Raw genomic sequence first — 18598 nt, forward strand, 5'->3', positions numbered from 1 at the left:
ATACGATGGGACGATTCTATTCCGATACGCTGGAAGAGGGCGTGCGGCTGATCTATTTCCAGGCCGACCCGGCCCTGTTTCCCCAGGGGGTGAAGCTGGTGGAGCAGGCGGTGGTGGCAGGGGAGCCGGACGCTTACTACTATCTTGCCAGGTGCTACGCCTGGGAGGACGGGAATGTGGAGGGGGACGAGCGCAAGGCTAAGGAGCTGTACAAAAAGGGGATCGCGCTGGGAAGCGACTTGTGCGTGCTGGGGGCGGACCGCATGGGCGCCTTAAACGAGGAAATGAAGGCCGTTATGGTCCGCAGCCTGCGGGAGTCCTACGACGCGGTTCTGAAAATGGCGGAGGCCGGAGACCCGATGGCCCAGTACACCGTGGGCCTGTTCTATTTCTGGGGCGACATGATGTTCCGGTTCCAGAAGCCCTCCAAGGGAGAATTCGACCACTGCGAGAAAGAAAATGCCCAGGTAGCGTTAAAATGGTTCTGCCGTTCCGCCGAACAGGGCTGCATTCCGGCCTTCCGCAACGCCTTCAACGGCATGCGGGGCGGAATCAACAGCATCCCCAAGGACCCGAAGGAAGCCCTGCGCTGGGCGGAGTCAGTGAAGGACAAGGTGGACATGCGGGACTACTACTACAGTATGGTGGTGGAGTACCAGCGCCTGAAGGACTACGGAAACGCCAACCGCTGGTGCCGCATCGGCTTTGAGGCGGGTGATACCTCCTGCACCGTGTCCCTGGGTCTGGTGTACCTGGAGGGGGACAAGGGCCTGCCCATGGACGAGAAGGAAGCGCTGCGGCTGTTCGGCCTGGCGGCGGAGGCCGGAAGTGAGTACGGTTATTACAATATGGGCCGCTGCTATTACAATGGATGGGGCTGCGCCCAGGACTACCGTCAGGCCGTGGAATACTTCAAAAAGGCCCGGGACATGGGGCATACCACGGCGGACATGTTTCTGTCCCGGTGTTATTACTACGGCCGTGGCGTGCAGCAGGACCAGCTCACCGCCTTCCGCCTGGCCAAGGCCTTGCGGGACAAGGAACGGGATTATCCCAGAGAAATTCTGGGGCTGTGCTATTTAAACGGCATCGGTACCATGCCGGATTACGCCCTGGCAAGGTCGCTGTTTGAGCAGGCGGGGACGGGGTATTACGCCTCCTGTATCGGCCTTGGGGATATTTACAGCAAGGGTCTTGGCGTGGAGGAGGATATCCAGAAAGCGGTGTCCTACTATGAGAACGCGGCGTCCCGGGGAAACGCAGAGGCCAGCGAGCGCATGAAGCAGTTTAAAAAGACAATTTTTGGAAAATGGAAACGCCGTTGAAGCGATCGCCCGCAGGCTGCGCCAGCGGCCCATTCCATTTAAACCAACAGGAGGGCAGCCCGCCGGGGCTGCCCTCCTGCAATACGATAAGATTTTATGATTCCAGGAAACATCTGCTGCGCTCTAAAAACGCCTCGGGATTAGACAACATAGCCGGATGGCCGCCTGTCTCAAACAAATGAATCTCCCCGTGACCGATTTTGCGGATCATCTCCCCGTAAACCCGTTCGAAGAAACCGGGTTCCAAAGCGCAGATGAATTCGTCTTCTTTGCTGCCGGTCATCAGAATATCCGGCTTCAGCGTTTCCAACGGCTTGTGGAAGAATTTCCCGATGGTCTTGTCGTGCTGCCGGATCGCCTCGGTGTCGTTGTCCACCACCTGCTCCCAGTCGTCGCCGTGCATGTAATAATAGAACATGCGGGCGTTTTCGTCCCGTTTGGAAGCTTCCCGGTCCTCCACCACATTTTGGGTAAAGGCTTTTAGCGTGGTTTCGCCCTCAAAGCTGTCGGCAATCACCCTGCGCACCAGCTCCGGCGCTTCCAGGGCCGCGTTAACCGCCGCCAGCGCGCCTCCGCTGCTGCCGATGATGTCCACGGGACCATAACCGCCCGCTTTGATCAACCCGATGACCTGCATGGCTTCGTCGAACCACAAATCCACCGGGAACTGCTCCAGCCGGTCCGATCTGCCGTGTCCCAGAAAATCGATCAGGATCACGCGGTGGTGCTCTGCGTATTTTTCCGCAACCTCATAGAACATGTTGGAGGATGCGGTGTTTCCGTGCAGCAGAAACAGCGGACTTCCATTTCCTATTTCTTCATAAAATACATTCTTTCCCTGATAGTTAAAATACGACATACTGGCCTCCTAATTTTTAATCAATCAGCAAGGCCCCTGACAGGAACCCTGCGCCGCTATCTACCGGATGTAATCCTCATGTTTTCACCCCTTTCCGCCGCAAACGGCATCTCTGATTCCATTTTAACACAACGGCGGTCGGTTAACAAATGGATTCGGCGGTTGAGAAGGGCGGGGCGGATCAGGATGCGTTTGACTTTACGCGCCGGGGATATTAAACTGGAGGAAACAGTGTTGAGACGGAGGAGGAAAATTCTATGAAACAATACAGACGGCTGATCGAACCTGCCGCAATCCTTTTGCTGGTGATCAGCGCCATACTGCCGGGATGGCTGTCCATCGCAGCGGGGGCTTCGGCCCTGATTCTGCTGATCGCCCTGGCCGCTTCGCATTTTACGGGTAAAAAGAGGCTGGCCGTGGTGGTGGGACTGGTTGCGGTTCTGGCGGTGGTGTTCTATATCAATGGGCAGAGGAACGCGAAGATCCGGGCCGGGGCCGCATTTGAGGGGATGGTGGAGGTGACCAACCGGTCGGAGCAGGTCTTTGAGGCCGTTAAGTTCACCAGCACCGGCGAGCTGGGAACCGGCCCGGAGGTGGTGCAGAAGCTGGAAACAGGGCAAACCATCCGGTTTCCGGTGGATGGAAAAGGGGAGACCACGGTGCGCCTGGGAGCCTCCACGACGGACGAGACGTTTTCTTTCGAGACCACCATTGACGGGAGCAGCCCAAACCTTGTGCTGGAGCTGGTGGAGGAGGGTGACGGTACGCATCAGTTCCGGGAGAAATGACCGCCTTGTGCGCATAAAAAGGGATACGGCGTAGGAACCGCCGTATCCCAATGGAGATTGGTACAGAGTATGTCAGCTGGTTTATTCGACATCCTTCTCATCGTAGGAGGACAGAACCTGGCCGTAGCCGCAGTGCGTTCCGCCGGAGATGGGGATGATTGCGCCGGTAACGTACCGGCTGGCATCGGAAACCAGGAAGTAAAGCAGCTCCGCGATGTCCTCAGGCTCAGCCACGCGGCCTAAGGGAACCTGTTCTCCTTCCATCTTATAGCTCTCTTCCACGGTGATGCCGGTCAGCTCCTCCTTCTCGATCAGAGCGGCGTCCGTCATGGGCGTGCGCACGTAGAAGGGGCAGACCACGTTGATACGGATTCCGCGGGGGCCCAGTTCCCTGGCTGCCGCCTCGGCAAAACCGCAGACTGCAAATTTGGAAGCGCTGTAAGCGGCCTCAAAGGGAACGCCGCGCATACCGGAGGCAGAGGAGATGGCCGCGATGGCGGTATCCCGGTGCATGTGGGGAACCAGGGCGCGCACGCAGTTGAAAATGCCGTAAGCGTTGGTGTCCATCAGATAGCTCCAATCCTCGTCCGTGGTCTCAAGAAGAGGCATCTCTTTCCACACGCCTGCGGAGAGAACCACCGCGTCCACGGGTTCCGTCAGACGGGCGGCGGCCTCGGCAACTTCCTTGGCGCTCCTCACGTCCACCTTCTCGTCGCCCTCACCCTGAATATCCCATCCGATAACATTGTAGCCCTTTTGCTTGAGAAGCTCGTAAGCACCTTTTCCCATACCACTCATGTGACCTGTCACGACTGCTGTTTTCATTGAACTCTCCTTTCGACGTTTACATGATTTTAAATCAACGTATTGGTCTGATTTAGATAAGATCAATACTTTTCGATACCAATTATAAGCAAAGCATAACATAATTACGGCGGCAGATCAATGGATAAGCAGGATAATGGATAAAAACGTGAAAATGAATATAAATATTTAGATTTTATTGTGCAAAATGGATAGAACGGGAAATGGAGAATGTGGGCGGATGGAATGTGTTGATTTCAAACCGGTTTTAAATAAGCGATATCTTGTATAAAGAAAACAGCTTTTTGAAAACGAAATAAAAAAATTTTATTTTTTTGCGATAAATTCCATTCCTGGTTTGTTATGTAAGTGAAACAAACAACAAACCGATTGAAAAAAGGAGTGGATATGATGAAGAAGTTGAACGGTAAAAGTGAGATCAAGAAGATAGTGGGGGCGGCAGCGGTGACGCTCGGCGCGCTGGGATTTTATTTTCTGGCGCCCAGCGGTTATATTGCCCTGGATTTGAATCCCAGCATTGAAATCCGTACCAACCGTCTGGATCAGGTTGTGTCCGTGAAGGCGGTTAACGAGGATGCGAAGCGGCTTTTGGCGGACTACAAGGTGACGGATCACGATCTGGAGGACGTGTTGGAGGATATGGTGGATCTGTTGGATGGCGGAGGGTATTTCCATAATAAAGATCAAAACGACATTTTGGTTACGGTGAAGGACGACAAGGCGTCGGATGAGACGGTGAAGCGGGTGAACGCGTTCCTGGAGGACTATATGGAGCAGTGCCAGCTGGATACCCGGATTCTGGACCAAACAATCGATTTTGACCGGGAGATCCGCAAGGCGGCGGAAAAATATGAGGTTTCCCAGGGCAAGATGGCTCTGATCGAGCGGCTTCTGACCGGAGACCAGGACCTGACCGCCGGGGACCTGGCCGGGATGCGGATCAGCAGCCTGCTGCTGTACGCGCAGGAACACGGCATCTCCCTGGATCAGCTGGAGGACCGGCTGGACGACGCCAACGACCATTACCGGCATGCGGGGTTGGAGACATTGGAGGATGAGATCGATCGGATGAAGGGCGATGATGATCGGGATGACGATGATCGGGATGATATGGATGACCGGTATGATGATGATGACCGGGATGACGTGGATGACCGGTATGATAATGACTGGGATGACGATGATGACCGTGATGATGATGACCGTGACGATGATGACCGTGACGATGATGACCGTGATGACGACGACCACGATGACGACGACCGTGATGATGATGACCACGATGACGATTGATCTAATCGATGACTGATTGGGGCGGCGGCGACTGGCCCGGTGGTGACGACTAAACTGGCAGCGGCGGCGACTGGCCCGGTGGTGACGACTAAACTGGCAGCGGCGACTGACCCGGTGAAGCGCCCAACGCCGCCGAGTCTACTCTGCAAATATGGAAAGTACAGCTGGCTGGCGGTCGGAGCGGTCATTTTACAAGAGAGTGCAGGGCGGATAGCGGGAAATAAGGGGGAGAGAACGCGGAGATGTTGTTTTTTTATGATGGCGGTGGGAGAGCCGCTGCGCGAGAAAAAGGTCCGGACCAAAATTGATGAGAACCTGATTACCCGCATCGGACGGGATGACCGGGACGCGCTGGAAGAGCTCTACCGTCTGACGGAGCGTACCCTCTACAGCTATGTCCTGGCGATTGTCAAAAACCCCTGCGATACCCAGGACATTGTGCAGGAAACCTATTTGAAAATCCGATCCTGCGCCCATCTGTACCGCCCTCAGGGTAAGCCCATGGCGTGGATATTTACCATCGCCCGCAATCTATCGCTGAATTATATCCGGGTAAACAGCAGGCAGATTCAGCCTGAAGAGGGGGAGATGGAGAATTCCATTGAGCTTTCCTATATTCAGGACCCGGTAGACCGTCTGGTTCTGGAATCCGCCCTTCGTTTACTGAGAGAACAGGAGCGGGAGATTATATTTCTGCATTTGGTATCCGGGCTGAAACACAGGGAGATCGCCGGGTTTTTGAATCTGCCCCTTTCAACTGTGCTCTCCGGGTACCACAGGGCCCTGAAAAAGATGAAGTCCTATCTGGAGGAAGGAGTGAGACGCCAATGAAAACAGACCTTAAACAGTCGCTGAATCGCGCGGTTGATCAACTGCCTCACCCCAGTTTCCGGGATATCGCCGATCCGCCGGTAATCAAAATGGAGACGATGGACCGCTTCGCCGCACAGGAGGAGAAATCCTGGCGGAAAGATTTGAAACAGTTTTACCGGTATGCTGTTCCGGTATTTTTATGTCTGCTACTGCTGCTGCCTGGATTCGGCTATGTCCGCAGCAACCTGCTGGTAGATGGCATCATTGATCTGGACGTGAATCCCAGTATCGAGATCACCATTAACCGCAGGGACCGCGTTCTCCAGGTCACAGGTCTCAACGAGGAGGCTGTGGAAATTCTGGCCGGAACGGATTACCGGACCTGGGATGTACGGGAGGCGGTCGGCGATCTGATTCTCCGGCTGAACGACAAGCAGTATATCAGCCGGAACCAACGGACCGTGCTTTTGTCCGTGGACAGCAAAAATCCTGAGAAGGCCGAGCGGATCAAGCAGGAGCTCAGCGCCAGCATCGAGGCGGCATTGGCCGGAACAGAAATCCAGCCGCTGGTGGTGAGGCAAAGCAGACCGAAGGACCGCGATCTGCAAAAGAGGGCCAATGAATACCATATTTCCAGCGGGAAAATGCGTCTGGTGGAAGAAGCCGCACGGAAGGCCCCGGACCGGGATGAGCGGGAGCTGGCCGGGACGGCGGTGGATGAACTCTACCGTTTGCTGCGAAACGGAGGGGGCGGCCGGCCGGACTGGCTGGAAACGGACCGGGATCCGGACGAGGACTGGGACAGCGACGATCAGGATGATGACGATGACGGTCAGGACCGGGATGAAAAAGAGGCCGACCAGGACGATGACGACCGGGACGATGACGACCGGGACGACGACGACCGGGACGACGACGACCAGAACGACGACGACCGGGATGATGACGGCCGGAATGACGATGATCGGGACGACGATGACCGGGATTCAGGCGGTGATTCTGAAAAGAAAAGTCCCGGTAAAGCGGAGAGAAAGGATTCCGACGATTCCGACCGCAGAGGACACGATTCCGGCAGCGATGACGGCGATGAGGATGATGATAAAGACGATGATAAAGACGATGATAAAGACGATGATAAAGACGATGATAAAGACGGCAAACGTGCTGTGAACGGCCAGGGAAATCATCGTGAAACGAATCCCGCCGGCAAGAATGACTCCGCCGATGACCGCGATGACGACCATGATGACGATGACGACGACTCCGACCATGATGGTGGACCGGATGACGACCGCAGCCAAAACGACGGCAGGGAAGACGATGATGACCGCGATGACGATAACGGCGGCGGAAAAGACGATGACGGGGATGATGACGGAGACGACGGCGATAGCGGCGAATACGACGACTAAACCGGCTTTGGACAAAATCACAATGATCCCGGCTCATACGACATAATGACGGCCAGTGGCGGCCCGGTGCATTTTACATTCAAAATGCGCCGGGCTGTTTTGTCTGCCGTTTCATCTGCGAAATCCGCCTCATTTCGGCCTTTGCCGGAACGCGTCTCCGCTGCGGCCCGCAGCCGGAACGGGCCAGTGAGTAAGACATCCTGAAAACTTGGTGAGAATCGGATTGCAATCCCTCTGTCATTGGGGTAGAATGGAAAAAGGAATATGTATCTTTGGAGGGGAGAGAGCCATGAAAGAATCTTTTTTATGTTACGAATCAGGGGACTCCCTTTTTTTGATTATGCTCGACGCGGTGCTCCATATATTGGAAGCTCCGGCGAACGGGCAGGAATGTGTGAAATTTCAGGACCAGGAGATTCCGGTTCAGGATTTCTGCCGCCGTTTTGGAGGCTGGCCCAGGGAGGAAAGCCGGTATGCGGTGCTTTTAAAGGCGGGGGAGCGGATCGGCGGGTTTCTGGCGGAACAGATTCTGGGCGTCTGCGAGCTGGAGGTCGAGCGCTTTAAGGTTCTGCCCCGGGAAGTGCGCGGCCAGGCCAACGCCTTTTTGCAGGAGGCGGCCTGGGTGGAAACGGCGGGAAGCTACGGATTTCTGGTGGACAGTGAGAAGTTATTTTAGAGACATCCGCGCGGCGGATGGCGGAGGGGTATTGTGAGCAAGGCAGAAGAAAAAGAGCAGGCCGTGATCTGGCTGATCGCCGGTGAACACAGGGAGGCGGTTTCGCTGGAGCGGATCGAGCGGCTGATCCGGAGTCCGCAGATCGTTGCGGTGCCGGGGGCGCCGGAGAAAATTGCAGGTGTGTTGGAATACCAGGGGGAACTGATTACCGTGTACAACCCCTGCGGCGCGGAACGATCGAGCACCGCGTGCGCGGCGGTGCTTCGCCGGGAGAACGGCGGATTTGAGGCCGTGCTGGCGGATGAAGTGGCAGGAGGTGGTGGGATTGATACGTTTTACGGAGGCGGAATTTCAGGAGCTTGAACAGTTCATGCTCAGTCAATATGGGATCGACCTCTCAAAAAAGCGCACGCTGTCGGAATGCCGGCTGAGCGCCGAGCTGGAGAAGGAGGGGATCACCAGCCTGCAGCAGTTCATGCGCCGGATGGAACAGGATAAGACAAAACGCCTGGAAAATATGATGCTGGATAAGCTGACCACCAACTACACGTTTTTTATGCGGGAGTCAAAACATTTCGATTATCTGAGGGAGAATATTCTGCCCACTCTGAGGCAGGACAACACCGGTCCATTTTACCGGGTCTGGTCCGCGGGCTGTTCCACCGGGGAAGAGTGCTATACGCTGTCCATGCTGTTTCACGATTACACCAGGCAGGGTGGCTTTCTTCCGTTTTTGGAGATCACGGGAACCGATGCCTCGGAGGCCGCGGTCAAGGGGGCAAAAGAGGCGGTCTATCCCATGCGGGAGCTTGCGGATATCCCGCCCCGCTGGCAGGAGAAATACGTTAAAAAGCTGGATGGGAACAGACATTTTACGCTGACTCCGGAGATTTTAAATTGCTGTAAATTCCGGCAAATGAACCTCTTGGGGACGGTGCCCGGGGTGGCGCAGTTTGACCTGATTTTCTGCCGTAATGTGATGATTTACTTTTCCGAGGACGCGCGGGAGCGTCTGATCGGACAGCTTTACCGGGCTTTGAAGCCGGGGGGCTACCTGTTTGTGGGGCACACGGAGCTTTTGGCGTGGAACAGCGCGCAGTTCCAGTACATTTGTCCCGCAGTTTACCGGAAGTGACCGGAATACACAGGGCGCAGGGCCGGACCGGCAGGGACGGACGAGAAAAATGGCGAAGGGAATAAAAACGGTATGAAGGATTATATGGAATTGGACAGTACGGCGCAGGACATGCTGAAGGAACTGGGAAATATTGGAACTGGAAATGCGATCACCGCGCTCTCAGCCATGCTGGGGAAAGAGATTGTGATGGAATGCCCCCAGGTAAGGGTGGTGGGCTTTAACGAGGTGCCGGACACGCTGGGCGGCATGGAGGCGATCCGGGTCGGCGTGCTGGTGCAGACCGGAGGCGATATCAGCGGTATTTTCATGTTCCTGATCAGCGAGTCTTTCACCCAGGTGATGCTGGAGCATCTGCTGGGATTTCCGGTTGCGTCCGGCGTGAACGACGAGCTGGCGTCCTCCGCCATCGCGGAGGTGGGAAATATCATGTGCTGTTCTTACATCAACGCCCTGTCCTCCCTGTTGGGCTTTAAGGTGGAGGTATCGGTGCCGGAGGTGAGCCGCGATATGGTGGGTTCCCTGTTGAGCGTGCCGATCATTTATTTTGCGGATCACAGCGACAACCTGCTGTTGATCGAGGACCGGTACTTTATTGACGACCAGTCCATTGTCAGCCATGTGCTGTTCCTCCCCAATCTGGAATCCCTGAAACGGATTTTCAACGCAGTAGGAGAACCCTATGGCAGATAAACCGGTTGTTGTGGGAATTGCGGAGATGGAAGTAGTCAGAGACAGCGGAAAAATCGCCACTTACGCTCTGGGCTCCTGTGTCGGCGTTTGCCTCTACGACTACAAGAACAAGGTTGCCGGGATGGTCCATATCCTGCTGCCCAGCAGCAGCGATGCCATTGAGCGGAGCAATCCCTGTAAATTCGCGGACAGCGGCTGTAAATACCTGATGCAGCGCATGCTGCTTAACGGCGCCCGGCAAAGCTTTGTGACGGCTAAAATTGTGGGCGGAGCCACCATGTTCGCTGTGAAGGGGCCCATGCAGGGGATCGGGGACCGGAACGTGCAGGCGGTGAAGCAGGCGCTGCATTCCATGAACGTGCGCATCATCGCGGAGGACACCGGGGACCGCTACGGCCGTTCCGTTGTGATGGATGCAGCCACGGGGAAACTGACCATCCACTCGGTGGGGCATGGAACCGTGACTCTGTAGTGTGCGACAGCGTATTCCTGGGGGGTTGGGAAGGAGCTGTTTTATGAGTTTGATGATAATGGATCAGGATCCCGAATTTTTGAACCTGACCAATGAAATTTTTACGCGCCAGCTGGAGAACAACCAGGGGCTGAGCGCCAGCCTGGACGGCTGGGCCAGGAAAAAGATGTATCAGGACGTCCAATACAACGTGGATTTTCTGTACACCGCCCTGTACCTGGAGGATGAGGGGATATTTTCAAGGTATGCCAGATGGCTGTATCAGCTGCTCTGCCCGCTGATGGAGTATTTCACCCGGGAGCGGGTGTGCGCGATTATGGTGGAGCACTACGAGTTGATCCGAAGCTGCCTGGAAAACGCCGTGGCGGAGGAGACGCGCCCGAAGCTGCACCGGCTGCTGGATGCGGCCATTTGGGCCACGCGGGATGAGTGCGCCCACGGCAGCCAGGAACGGCCGGATAAGGGCCGGTATGAACAGGAGACCGGACAGTATCTCAATTTACTTCTCCAGTCGGATACCCAAGGGGCCATGGCTCTGGTTGCGGAGTATATGAACGCGGGCCTGCCTTTGGGAGATATTTGCGTGGATATTATTGCGGAAGCTATGCGGCGGGTGGGGGACCTGTGGCATGGGCATCGGATTTCCGTGGACATGGAGCATTACTGCACGTCCGTTACCCAGATGGCCCTGTCCCAGCTTTACCCGCTTATTTTTGGGCAGAAGCGCAGGGGGAAGCGCGTGTTGGTGGCGTGCGTGGGAAGCGAGCTGCATGAAATCGGCGCGCGCATGGTGGCGGATTTGTTCGAATACCACGGCTGGGACAGCATCTATTTGGGGGCTGCGGTGCCGGTGGAGGCCATCAAGTCGGCTGTTTTGGAGCACCGTCCCGATCTGGTGGCCCTTTCCGTGACCATGCCGCAGCATCTTCCCCACTGCCGTGAGGCTGTAAAGCAGCTGCGGGAACAGGATCCCGGGATCAAAATTGCGGTTGGAGGAAATGCCTTTTCCGGCACAAAGATCTGGGCGGGCTGGGATGTGATTTATACCGAGGATGCCAGAAATCTTGTACAATGGGCAGAGGATACATTATGATTGTTTATATGGCTTTGTGCAGCAGGGAAGGCGTTGTAAAACGCGTGCTCCGCAGTATTCCGACGGGGATTGTGAACGAAGGGCGGGACGTCCGCGAGCTTTTCCATGAGAGGGAAGAGCTGGACGGGCTTCTGAAGCAGGATCATGAATACGGGGCCTCCTTCCGTCTGCGGATGAAAATCCAGGGCGATCCCCTGGTGTTTGTCACGGTAAAACCCATAAACCGGCAGCTCATTGTTTTCGCCTACGACGTGGAACCGTCGGAGCCGCTGACGCAGCTCATGGAGCTGTCATTGTCCCTTCTGGACATAACGGAGGTGGACGGGCAGGAACCTTACGGCTCTGGCTACTATGAGATTCAGAAGCTGAACAGCCAGCTCATCAACTACCAGCGGACGCTGGCCAAGGCCAACTGCCGCCTGCAGGGACTCCTGGAGGAGGCCCGACAGGCCAGGAGCACCATCGACCTTCTGGAGCGGGATATGCTCACCGGGCTGCTGACGGAAAAGATATTTTACGACCGCGCCTCCTGCCTCCTGGAAATGCACCCGGATCAGGAGTTCGATATTCTGGCGGTGGACATCGAGCAGTTTAAAATTGTGAACGATGTGTTTGGGACCGGCAGAGGGGACCGGCTTTTGATGGATTTGGCGGTCTGCCTTCTGACCATTCAGACCGATTCCAGAACGCTGATCACCAGGGCAAGGGCGGATACTTTTTTTGCCATTCTTCCCAGGAGGAGGGAGACCTATGAGGCGTTGGATGCCAGTATGGGCAGGTTCCTGGAGAGCTACCCCCTTCCGATGCGCCTGCAGATTAAAGCGGGGATTTACCGGATTGACAGCCGCGACCTGGAGGTTGCGCGGATGTGCGACAGGGCGCTGATGGCGGCCGCCAGCATCAAGCGGAATTATGGCCAGCGGTTTGCGTTTTATAATCACGCCATGCATGAAAAACTGATGGTGGAGCAGAAGATTATCAACACCATGGAAAGCTCCCTGGAGCGGGGGGACTTCGCCGTGTACCTGCAGCCAAAGGTGGAGGTTGACACGGGAAGGCTCATTGGGGCGGAAGCGCTGGTGCGCTGGGAGCACCCGGAGTTCGGTATGATTTCCCCGGGGGATTTTGTGCCGGTGTTTGAGCGGAATGGATTTATCTATCACCTGGATCTGTTTGTGTGGAGAAAGGTTTGCCGTATGCTGCGGGAATGGAAGGAAATGGGAGCCGAAGCCGTGCCCATTTCGGTCAATGTTTCCAGGATCGACCTGTATCACGAGGATCTGTTGGAATCGCTGTTGGATATGGTCCTGGAAAATGGTTTGGACCCGGAGGAGCTGCACCTGGAAATCACGGAATCCGCCTATGTTAAGGATTCGGTGCAGCTGGTGAGCGTGATCCGGCGGCTGAAGCAGGCCGGATTTGTCATTGAAATGGACGACTTCAGCAGTGGTTATTCCTCCCTCAACACGTTGTCCGAGCTGCCCATCGATACCCTGAAGCTGGATCTCAATTTCCTGCGGCAGGCTGAACACCAGCCGCGCAGGCAGAAGGTGATGCGCCTGGTCATCAACCTGGCCCGGGAACTGCGCCTGCAGGTGGTGGCGGAGGGCGTGGAGACGGAGGCGCAGGCGGCGCTGTTAAAAGCCCTGGGCTGCCGCTATGCCCAGGGGTATCTGTTTGGAAGGCCGATGCCGGAGGAACGGTTTTTTCGGGAGTATTTGGAGAAGCAGGGACTGTAGGGATGGCAATAGGACGCAGGTTGATCCGGCGGCATATTGCATGGAACGAAAGCGGGAAACCGAGGCCGGAATGTGGCAATGGTTTCCCGCTTTTTATGAATCTGCGTGGGAATCCGGGGAGGGCTGCCAGTTACTTCCGCTCCCCCGGCATTTCCCTATCCGAGGATCTTTTTCAAATCTTCCCCAGGCGTGGAAGTGGGGGTCAGCGCGTAGCCCTCCACCAGCTGGTTCAGCACTCCGGGGGAGAGGAAGGCCGGCAGCGTGGGGCCGATGTAAATGTTGCGGATTCCAAGGTGGAGCAGGCTGAGCAGGATGCAGACCGCTTTCTGTTCAAACCAGGACAGCACCAGCGTCAGCGGCAGATCATTGACGCCGCAGCCAAAGGCGTCGGCCAGGGCCACGGCTACCTGGATGGCTCCGTAGGCGTCGTTGCACTGCCCCATGTCCAGGAGGCGGGGAAGCCCGGCGATTGTGCCCAGATCCAGGTCGTTAAAGCGGTACTTTCCGCAACCCAGCGTGAGAATCAGCGTATCCTCCGGGGCCTGACGGACGAAATCCGTGTAATAGTTCCGGCCCGGACGGGCTCCGTCGCAGCCGCCCACCAGGAAAAAGTGGCGGATCACCCCGGATTTCACCGCTTCAACCACCTGGCCCGCCGCATTTAAGACCGCGTGGCGTCCGAAGCCGGTGGTGGTGCCGGAGCCGCCGTTTACGCCGGTCAGGCAGCGGGGCTCCCGGTATCCGCCCAGGCGCAGGGCCGTCTCGATCACCGGACTGAAATCCTTTTCTTCCCCGATGTGGGCCATTCCGGGAAATGCCACCGGCCCGGTTGTGAAGACCCGGTCCGCGTAGGAGGGCGCGGGCGGCATGAGGCAGTTGGTGGTGAAGAGGATGGGAGCGGGGAGATCCGCAAATTCCTTCTGCTGGTTCTGCCAGGCGGTGCCGAAATTACCCTTCAACTGCGGGTAAGCGGCCAGACGGGGGTAGGCGTGGGCCGGAAGCATTTCCCCGTGGGTGTAGACGTTCACGCCTTTGTCTTTGGTCTGTTCCAACAGCAGGTACAGATCGTGGAGATCATGGCCGGACACCACGATAAAGGGGCCTTCTTCCACGGCAAAGGAGACCCGGGTGGGCGCGGGATCGCCATAAGCGCTGGTGTTGGCGGAGTCCAAAAGCTCCATACAGCGCAGGTTCACCTCGCCGCACTCCATAACTAAGGGCAGAAGATCGGAAGCGGCGGCTTCCCAGCCCACCGCAAACATGCCGCGGTAGAAGAAGCGGTTGACCGTCTCGTCGCTTATGCCTAAGGTCATGGCGTGCCAGGCGTAGGCGGCCATTCCGCGCAGGCCGAAGAGCAGCAGGGATTTGAGGGAGCGCACATCCTCGTCCGGCTCCTGCCACAGCAGATTCATGTCGTAGTCGTCGCTGCGCTGGCAGGGATTGGCGCAGGAGGAACAGTTGGGGGACAGCTTTTCCTTCTCCGCGTGTACGGTCTGAATCAGGCCGCGGATGGAGTCGTCGTCGAAGTTGACATTGGTGATGGTGGCAAACAGGCCGTGGATCATGGCGCGGTCCGCAGACTCGCCGGGCTGGCCGCCTGAGGTGGCGCGGGCCAGACCGATCAAAGCGCCGGTGAGCTGGTCCTGAAGTCTGGCCGTCTGAGCAGTTTTCCGGCAAACGCCCATACTGCCGGTGCAGCCGCAGCCGCCCGCGGTCTGCTCACATTGAAAACAAAACATGGATTCTGACATGGTGTTGGTCCCTCCTATGGGTTGATGTGCGGATGGTTACAGGATGCGGCCGTCGGTGGAGACGGTGACGACATTCAGGGGAGTTTCTTTGCCGCTGGCATTCAGCGCGTTTTTCACGGCGAACTCGATGCCGCCGCAGCACGGAACCTCCATGCGGACCACGGTGATGCTCTTTAAATCGTTGCGGGCGATGATTTCCGTCAGCTTTTCGGAGTAATCCACGCTGTCCAGCTTGGGGCAGCCGATCAGGGTGATCCGGCCGCGGATGAAGCTGGGGTGGAAATCGCCGTAGGCGTAGGCGGTGCAGTCGGCCGCGATCAAAAGATCCGCGCCGTTAAAAAACGGAGCTGTCACAGGGGCCAGCTTGATCTGCACCGGCCACTGGGTGAGCTCGCTGTGGATGGCGGACGAGGGACAGGCTTCGGATGGCGTGATAGCTGGGGACGTTCCGGCTGCCGGGGAATCCGCTTGGTCTTTTGTGGACACCGGCCGGGAAAATACCGCCGCCCGGGAACCGGGACATCCGGCGTGGTGCGGCGCTGCGGGGGACGAAGCGTCCCGGCGCTTTGCCGCCTGGGCCGCCAGAACCGCCGCGTGGTCGTAGGCAGGGGCTTCCCGCTCCTCAAAGGTGATGGCTCCGGCGGGGCAGGACGGCAGGCAGTCGCCCAACCCGTCGCAGTAGTCCTCCCGCAGCAGGCGGGCTTTGCCCTCCACCATGCCGATGGCGCCTTCGTGGCAGGCATCGGCGCACAGGCCACAGCCGTTGCATTTCTCTTCGTCGATATGGATAATTCTGCGAATCATAAGTTCATTCCTCCTCTGAATGCTCTGACTTGAAAATACCTCATCAAGTGTCTATACGGTAACACAAAAATCTGCCAATGTATGTTGCGGTTGCAACGTGAGAACAATTTTGCTATACTGAAACAAAAAAAGGAGGCCGGAATGGAACAATTTTTGCAGCAATTACATGAGATGGAGCTGTTTGGCAAGATCGAGAAGGGACAGATCGGCGCGATGCTGCAATGTCTTGGGGCGGTGGCTAAGGATTACGCGAAAGGGGAGTTCATTTTCCTGGAAGGGGAGAGCCTGGACTCCGTGGGCGTGGTGATGAGTGGCAGCGTGCAGATGATCAAGGAGGATGTGTGGGGGCAGAAGGCGATCCTGCTGTCTCTGGAGCCGGGAGCGGTGTTTGGGGAGAGCTTTGTGTGCGGGGGAGGCTCCGACAGCACGGTCTCCTTCCAGGCGGCCCAGAACAGCCGCATCCTTCTGCTGGGCTTTCACAAGGTGCTGCGCACCTGCAGCTCCTCCTGTATATTTCATCACCGCCTGATCGAAAACATGGTGACGCTGCTGGCCCGGAAAAATGTCCAGCTGATGGACAAGATGGAGGTGATCTCCAAGAAATCCATCCGCGGCCGGATTCTGGTCTGGCTCTCCCAGCAGGTCCAGCGCCGGGGCAGCCGGAAGTTCACCTCGTCCATGGGGCGGCTGGAGCTGGCGGATTACCTTTGCGTGGACCGCAGCGCCCTGACCCGGGAGCTGGGACGGATGCAGGAGGAAGGGCTGGTTCTGGTGAATAAAAATGAATTCGAGCTGTTGATGGAGGCGTGAGAGCGGATGTAGTTCGGTCCGCTACATTTCTCAGAAATTGCTTTTCTATTTTCCACTTTTCGACTATAATGGTAGCTGAGGGCCGGAGAGCGGTTCGGGGACCCGAAGCATTTTCCGGCAGATAAACGAGAAAAAAGAATACAAATGAAGAAGGAGCAGGAATCGATGAAACAGGATATGATCGTAATTCTGGACCTGGGCAGCACCGAGAACACGGTGGTGGCCCGCGAAATCCGCAGCATGGGCGTGTACAGTGAGATTCACCCCCACGATATCGGCGTGGAGGGGTTAAAAAAATTGGAAAATGTCAAGGGCATCATCTTAAACGGCGGCGAGAACCGCGTGGTGGACGGTGCGGCGGTGGACGTGGACCCGGCGCTCTACGAGTGCGGGATTCCGGTGATCGCCATCGACCACCCCACTGCGAAATGCACGGCGTGCTATGACGAGATTCCGGACAAGGAAGCTCTCAAGGCGTTCGTGTTCGGCCAGTGCCACGCTGAGGCTAACTGGAATATGAAGAACTTTATCGAGGATCAGGTGGAGCTGATGCGCCGTCAGGTGGGAGACCGCAAGGTGCTGTTAGCCCTTTCCGGCGGAGTGGATTCCTCCGTGGTGGCCGCCCTGCTGTTAAAGGCCATCGGCAATCAGCTGGTTTGCGTGCACGTGAACCACGGCCTGATGAGAAAGAACGAGTCCGAGAGCGTGGTGGAGGTGTTCAAGAACCAGCTTCACGCCAACCTGGTCTACGTGGACGCGGTGGAGCGTTTCCTGGGCAAGCTGGAGAATGTGTCCGATCCCGAGCAGAAGCGCAAGATCATTGGCAGCGAGTTCATCCGCGTGTTCGAGGAGGAGGCCAGAAAGCTGGACGGCATCGATTTCCTGGGCCAGGGAACCATTTACCCGGACATCATCGAGAGCGGCACCAAAACCGCCAAGATGGTGAAGTCCCATCACAATGTGGGCGGCCTTCCGGAGGATCTGAAGTTCGAGCTGGTAGAGCCGTTAAAGCAGCTGTTCAAGGACGAGGTCCGCGCCTGCGGCGTGGAGCTGGGACTGCCTCATTCCATGGTTTACCGTCAGCCCTTCCCGGGACCGGGTCTGGGCGTGCGCTGCTTGGGCGCGATCACCCGCGACCGTCTGGAGGCCGTGCGCGAGTCCGACGCCATCCTGCGTGACGAGTTCGAGAAGGCGGGCCTGGACCAGAAGGTCTGGCAGTATTTCACCGTGGTGCCGAACTTTAAGAGCGTGGGCGTGAAGCACAATGCGAGAAGCTTTGAGTACATGGTGATCATCCGCGCCATCAACACCATCGACGCCATGAGCGCCTCCGTGGAGCAGGTGCCGTGGGATGTGCTGCTTAAGATCACGGACCGGATTTTGGACGAGGTGGAGAATGTGAATCGGGTTTGCTATGATTTGTCTCCGAAGCCGCCGGCGACGATTGAGTTTGAATAAATAATGAAGAGCTGATATCCCTTGTAAAATCTTGGGGTATCGGCTTTTTTCTTTTGCCTGTGGAACTAAAACGGAACTAAAAGCAATTTTGGAGCTTTTCGGCCACCTCAGTAATATTTGTGGAAATGAATTTCGTAGGTATGGTAATGGTGGAGATCAATTAAGGATGATTCCACGATGTCCTAAGTGTGGAGGACCTGCCAGCGAAAGCTAATATAAAAGGAATCATAATAGAATATGTTTAAATACAATTCAAAAAAGCTGTAAAAGCCTACGTTGAATTTTACTGCTTTTTGTGTAGAATAAAAGTAGCAGAAATAAAATGAAATCAAGGAAGGAGCTGAAAAAATATGGCAAATATTTTACCAGTATCTGATTTGAGAAATTATAATGAAGTCTTGAATAACTGTCATAAAGGAGAACCGGTATATCTAACTAAAAATCGCAGAGGACGTTTTGGCGTCATGGATATGAAAGATTACGAGCGTGATCAAGCGGAGAAAAAACTTCTGGTGAAGCTGCAGGAAGCTGAGGAAGCGGTGAAAGACGGCGAAGGCTGGCTGGGTCTGGATGAATTGAAAGAACTTGTGGGGGAATAAGATGCTAAGTGTGGTCAACCGGTATCAGGATATTACGAGAATTTTTGATTGAA

General features: G+C 56.3%; 19 protein-coding genes. 15 read left to right on the plus strand and 4 right to left on the minus strand.

Annotation, left to right across the window (positions count from 1 at the left end):
* Window positions 1–5 precede the first annotated feature (5 nt).
* Entirely contained in the window at window positions 6–1325 is a 1320-nt protein-coding gene (locus tag ACK2JC_RS20480) for a tetratricopeptide repeat protein (RefSeq protein ID WP_320937754.1), read from the plus strand.
* 94 nt (window positions 1326–1419) lie between these two features.
* On the opposite strand, the gene ACK2JC_RS20485 is transcribed toward ACK2JC_RS20480, so the two are convergent.
* Entirely contained in the window at window positions 1420–2184 is a 765-nt protein-coding gene (locus tag ACK2JC_RS20485) for an alpha/beta hydrolase (RefSeq protein ID WP_320937753.1), read from the minus strand.
* 257 nt (window positions 2185–2441) lie between these two features.
* On the opposite strand from ACK2JC_RS20485, the gene ACK2JC_RS20490 reads away from it, so the two are divergent.
* Window positions 2442–2972, plus strand: a complete 531-nt coding sequence (locus tag ACK2JC_RS20490; protein WP_320937752.1) for a hypothetical protein — start codon at window positions 2442–2444, stop codon at window positions 2970–2972.
* 81 nt (window positions 2973–3053) lie between these two features.
* Here ACK2JC_RS20490 and ACK2JC_RS20495 read toward each other — a convergent pair whose 3' ends face one another.
* Window positions 3054–3797, minus strand: a complete 744-nt coding sequence (locus ACK2JC_RS20495; RefSeq protein ID WP_320937751.1) for an SDR family oxidoreductase — start codon at window positions 3795–3797, stop codon at window positions 3054–3056.
* Window positions 3798–4184: 387 nt separating this feature from the next.
* Here ACK2JC_RS20495 and ACK2JC_RS20500 point away from each other — a divergent pair, with 387 nt between their 5' ends.
* From ACK2JC_RS20500 to ACK2JC_RS20545, 10 genes are all read left to right on the plus strand, one after another.
* Window positions 4185–5090, plus strand: a complete 906-nt coding sequence (locus ACK2JC_RS20500) for a hypothetical protein (RefSeq protein WP_320937750.1) — start codon at window positions 4185–4187, stop codon at window positions 5088–5090.
* Between the two features lie 255 nt (window positions 5091–5345).
* Complete coding sequence (locus tag ACK2JC_RS20505) at window positions 5346–5921, plus strand: RNA polymerase sigma factor (protein WP_320937749.1); 576 nt, start codon at window positions 5346–5348, stop codon at window positions 5919–5921.
* On the plus strand, window positions 5918–7315 hold the full coding sequence (locus ACK2JC_RS20510) for a hypothetical protein (protein WP_411337716.1): 1398 nt from the start codon (window positions 5918–5920) through the stop codon (window positions 7313–7315). The genes ACK2JC_RS20505 and ACK2JC_RS20510 overlap by 4 nt, the downstream gene beginning before the upstream one ends.
* A 289-nt stretch (window positions 7316–7604) precedes the next feature.
* Entirely contained in the window at window positions 7605–7991 is a 387-nt protein-coding gene (locus ACK2JC_RS20515) for a chemotaxis protein CheW (protein WP_320937747.1), read from the plus strand.
* A gap of 33 nt (window positions 7992–8024) precedes the next feature.
* The gene (locus tag ACK2JC_RS20520; protein ID WP_276949181.1) at window positions 8025–8354 is read left to right on the plus strand and encodes a chemotaxis protein CheW; all 330 of its coding nucleotides are present in this window, start codon (window positions 8025–8027) and stop codon (window positions 8352–8354) included.
* Entirely contained in the window at window positions 8311–9126 is an 816-nt protein-coding gene (locus ACK2JC_RS20525) for a CheR family methyltransferase (protein ID WP_227167971.1), read from the plus strand. Before ACK2JC_RS20520 ends, ACK2JC_RS20525 begins: the two co-directional genes overlap by 44 nt.
* A gap of 72 nt (window positions 9127–9198) precedes the next feature.
* The gene (locus ACK2JC_RS20530) at window positions 9199–9819 is read left to right on the plus strand and encodes a chemotaxis protein CheC (protein WP_107436224.1); all 621 of its coding nucleotides are present in this window, start codon (window positions 9199–9201) and stop codon (window positions 9817–9819) included.
* Entirely contained in the window at window positions 9809–10291 is a 483-nt protein-coding gene (locus ACK2JC_RS20535; RefSeq protein WP_092367114.1) for a chemotaxis protein CheD, read from the plus strand. Before ACK2JC_RS20530 ends, ACK2JC_RS20535 begins: the two co-directional genes overlap by 11 nt.
* Before the next feature lie 43 nt (window positions 10292–10334).
* Window positions 10335–11384: a B12-binding domain-containing protein gene (locus tag ACK2JC_RS20540; RefSeq protein ID WP_320937746.1), complete on the plus strand. Its 1050-nt coding sequence runs from the start codon at window positions 10335–10337 to the stop codon at window positions 11382–11384.
* Window positions 11381–13123, plus strand: a complete 1743-nt coding sequence (locus ACK2JC_RS20545; protein ID WP_368271075.1) for a putative bifunctional diguanylate cyclase/phosphodiesterase — start codon at window positions 11381–11383, stop codon at window positions 13121–13123. Before ACK2JC_RS20540 ends, ACK2JC_RS20545 begins: the two co-directional genes overlap by 4 nt.
* A 155-nt stretch (window positions 13124–13278) precedes the next feature.
* Here ACK2JC_RS20545 and hcp read toward each other — a convergent pair whose 3' ends face one another.
* On the minus strand, window positions 13279–14874 hold the full coding sequence (gene hcp / locus ACK2JC_RS20550; RefSeq protein WP_320937744.1) for a hydroxylamine reductase: 1596 nt from the start codon (window positions 14872–14874) through the stop codon (window positions 13279–13281).
* A 36-nt stretch (window positions 14875–14910) separates the two neighbouring features.
* Window positions 14911–15678, minus strand: a complete 768-nt coding sequence (locus ACK2JC_RS20555; RefSeq protein WP_320937743.1) for an ATP-binding protein — start codon at window positions 15676–15678, stop codon at window positions 14911–14913.
* A 141-nt stretch (window positions 15679–15819) separates the two neighbouring features.
* Between ACK2JC_RS20555 and ACK2JC_RS20560 the strand changes: the two genes are divergently transcribed.
* The 3 genes from ACK2JC_RS20560 (at window position 15820) to ACK2JC_RS20570 (ending at window position 18545) form a co-directional block, all read left to right on the plus strand.
* Complete coding sequence (locus tag ACK2JC_RS20560) at window positions 15820–16488, plus strand: Crp/Fnr family transcriptional regulator (protein WP_227167965.1); 669 nt, start codon at window positions 15820–15822, stop codon at window positions 16486–16488.
* Between the two features lie 165 nt (window positions 16489–16653).
* Window positions 16654–17946 carry a glutamine-hydrolyzing GMP synthase gene (gene guaA, locus ACK2JC_RS20565; RefSeq protein WP_320937742.1) on the plus strand — a complete coding sequence of 431 codons (1293 nt, stop codon included), beginning with the start codon at window positions 16654–16656 and terminating at the stop codon, window positions 17944–17946.
* Between the two features lie 350 nt (window positions 17947–18296).
* Complete coding sequence (locus ACK2JC_RS20570) at window positions 18297–18545, plus strand: prevent-host-death protein (protein WP_320937741.1); 249 nt, start codon at window positions 18297–18299, stop codon at window positions 18543–18545.
* Window positions 18546–18598: the final 53 nt, after the last annotated feature.

This window comes from Enterocloster lavalensis (assembly GCF_046603895.1).
Taxonomy (GTDB): Bacteria; Bacillota; Clostridia; order Lachnospirales; family Lachnospiraceae; genus Enterocloster; species Enterocloster lavalensis.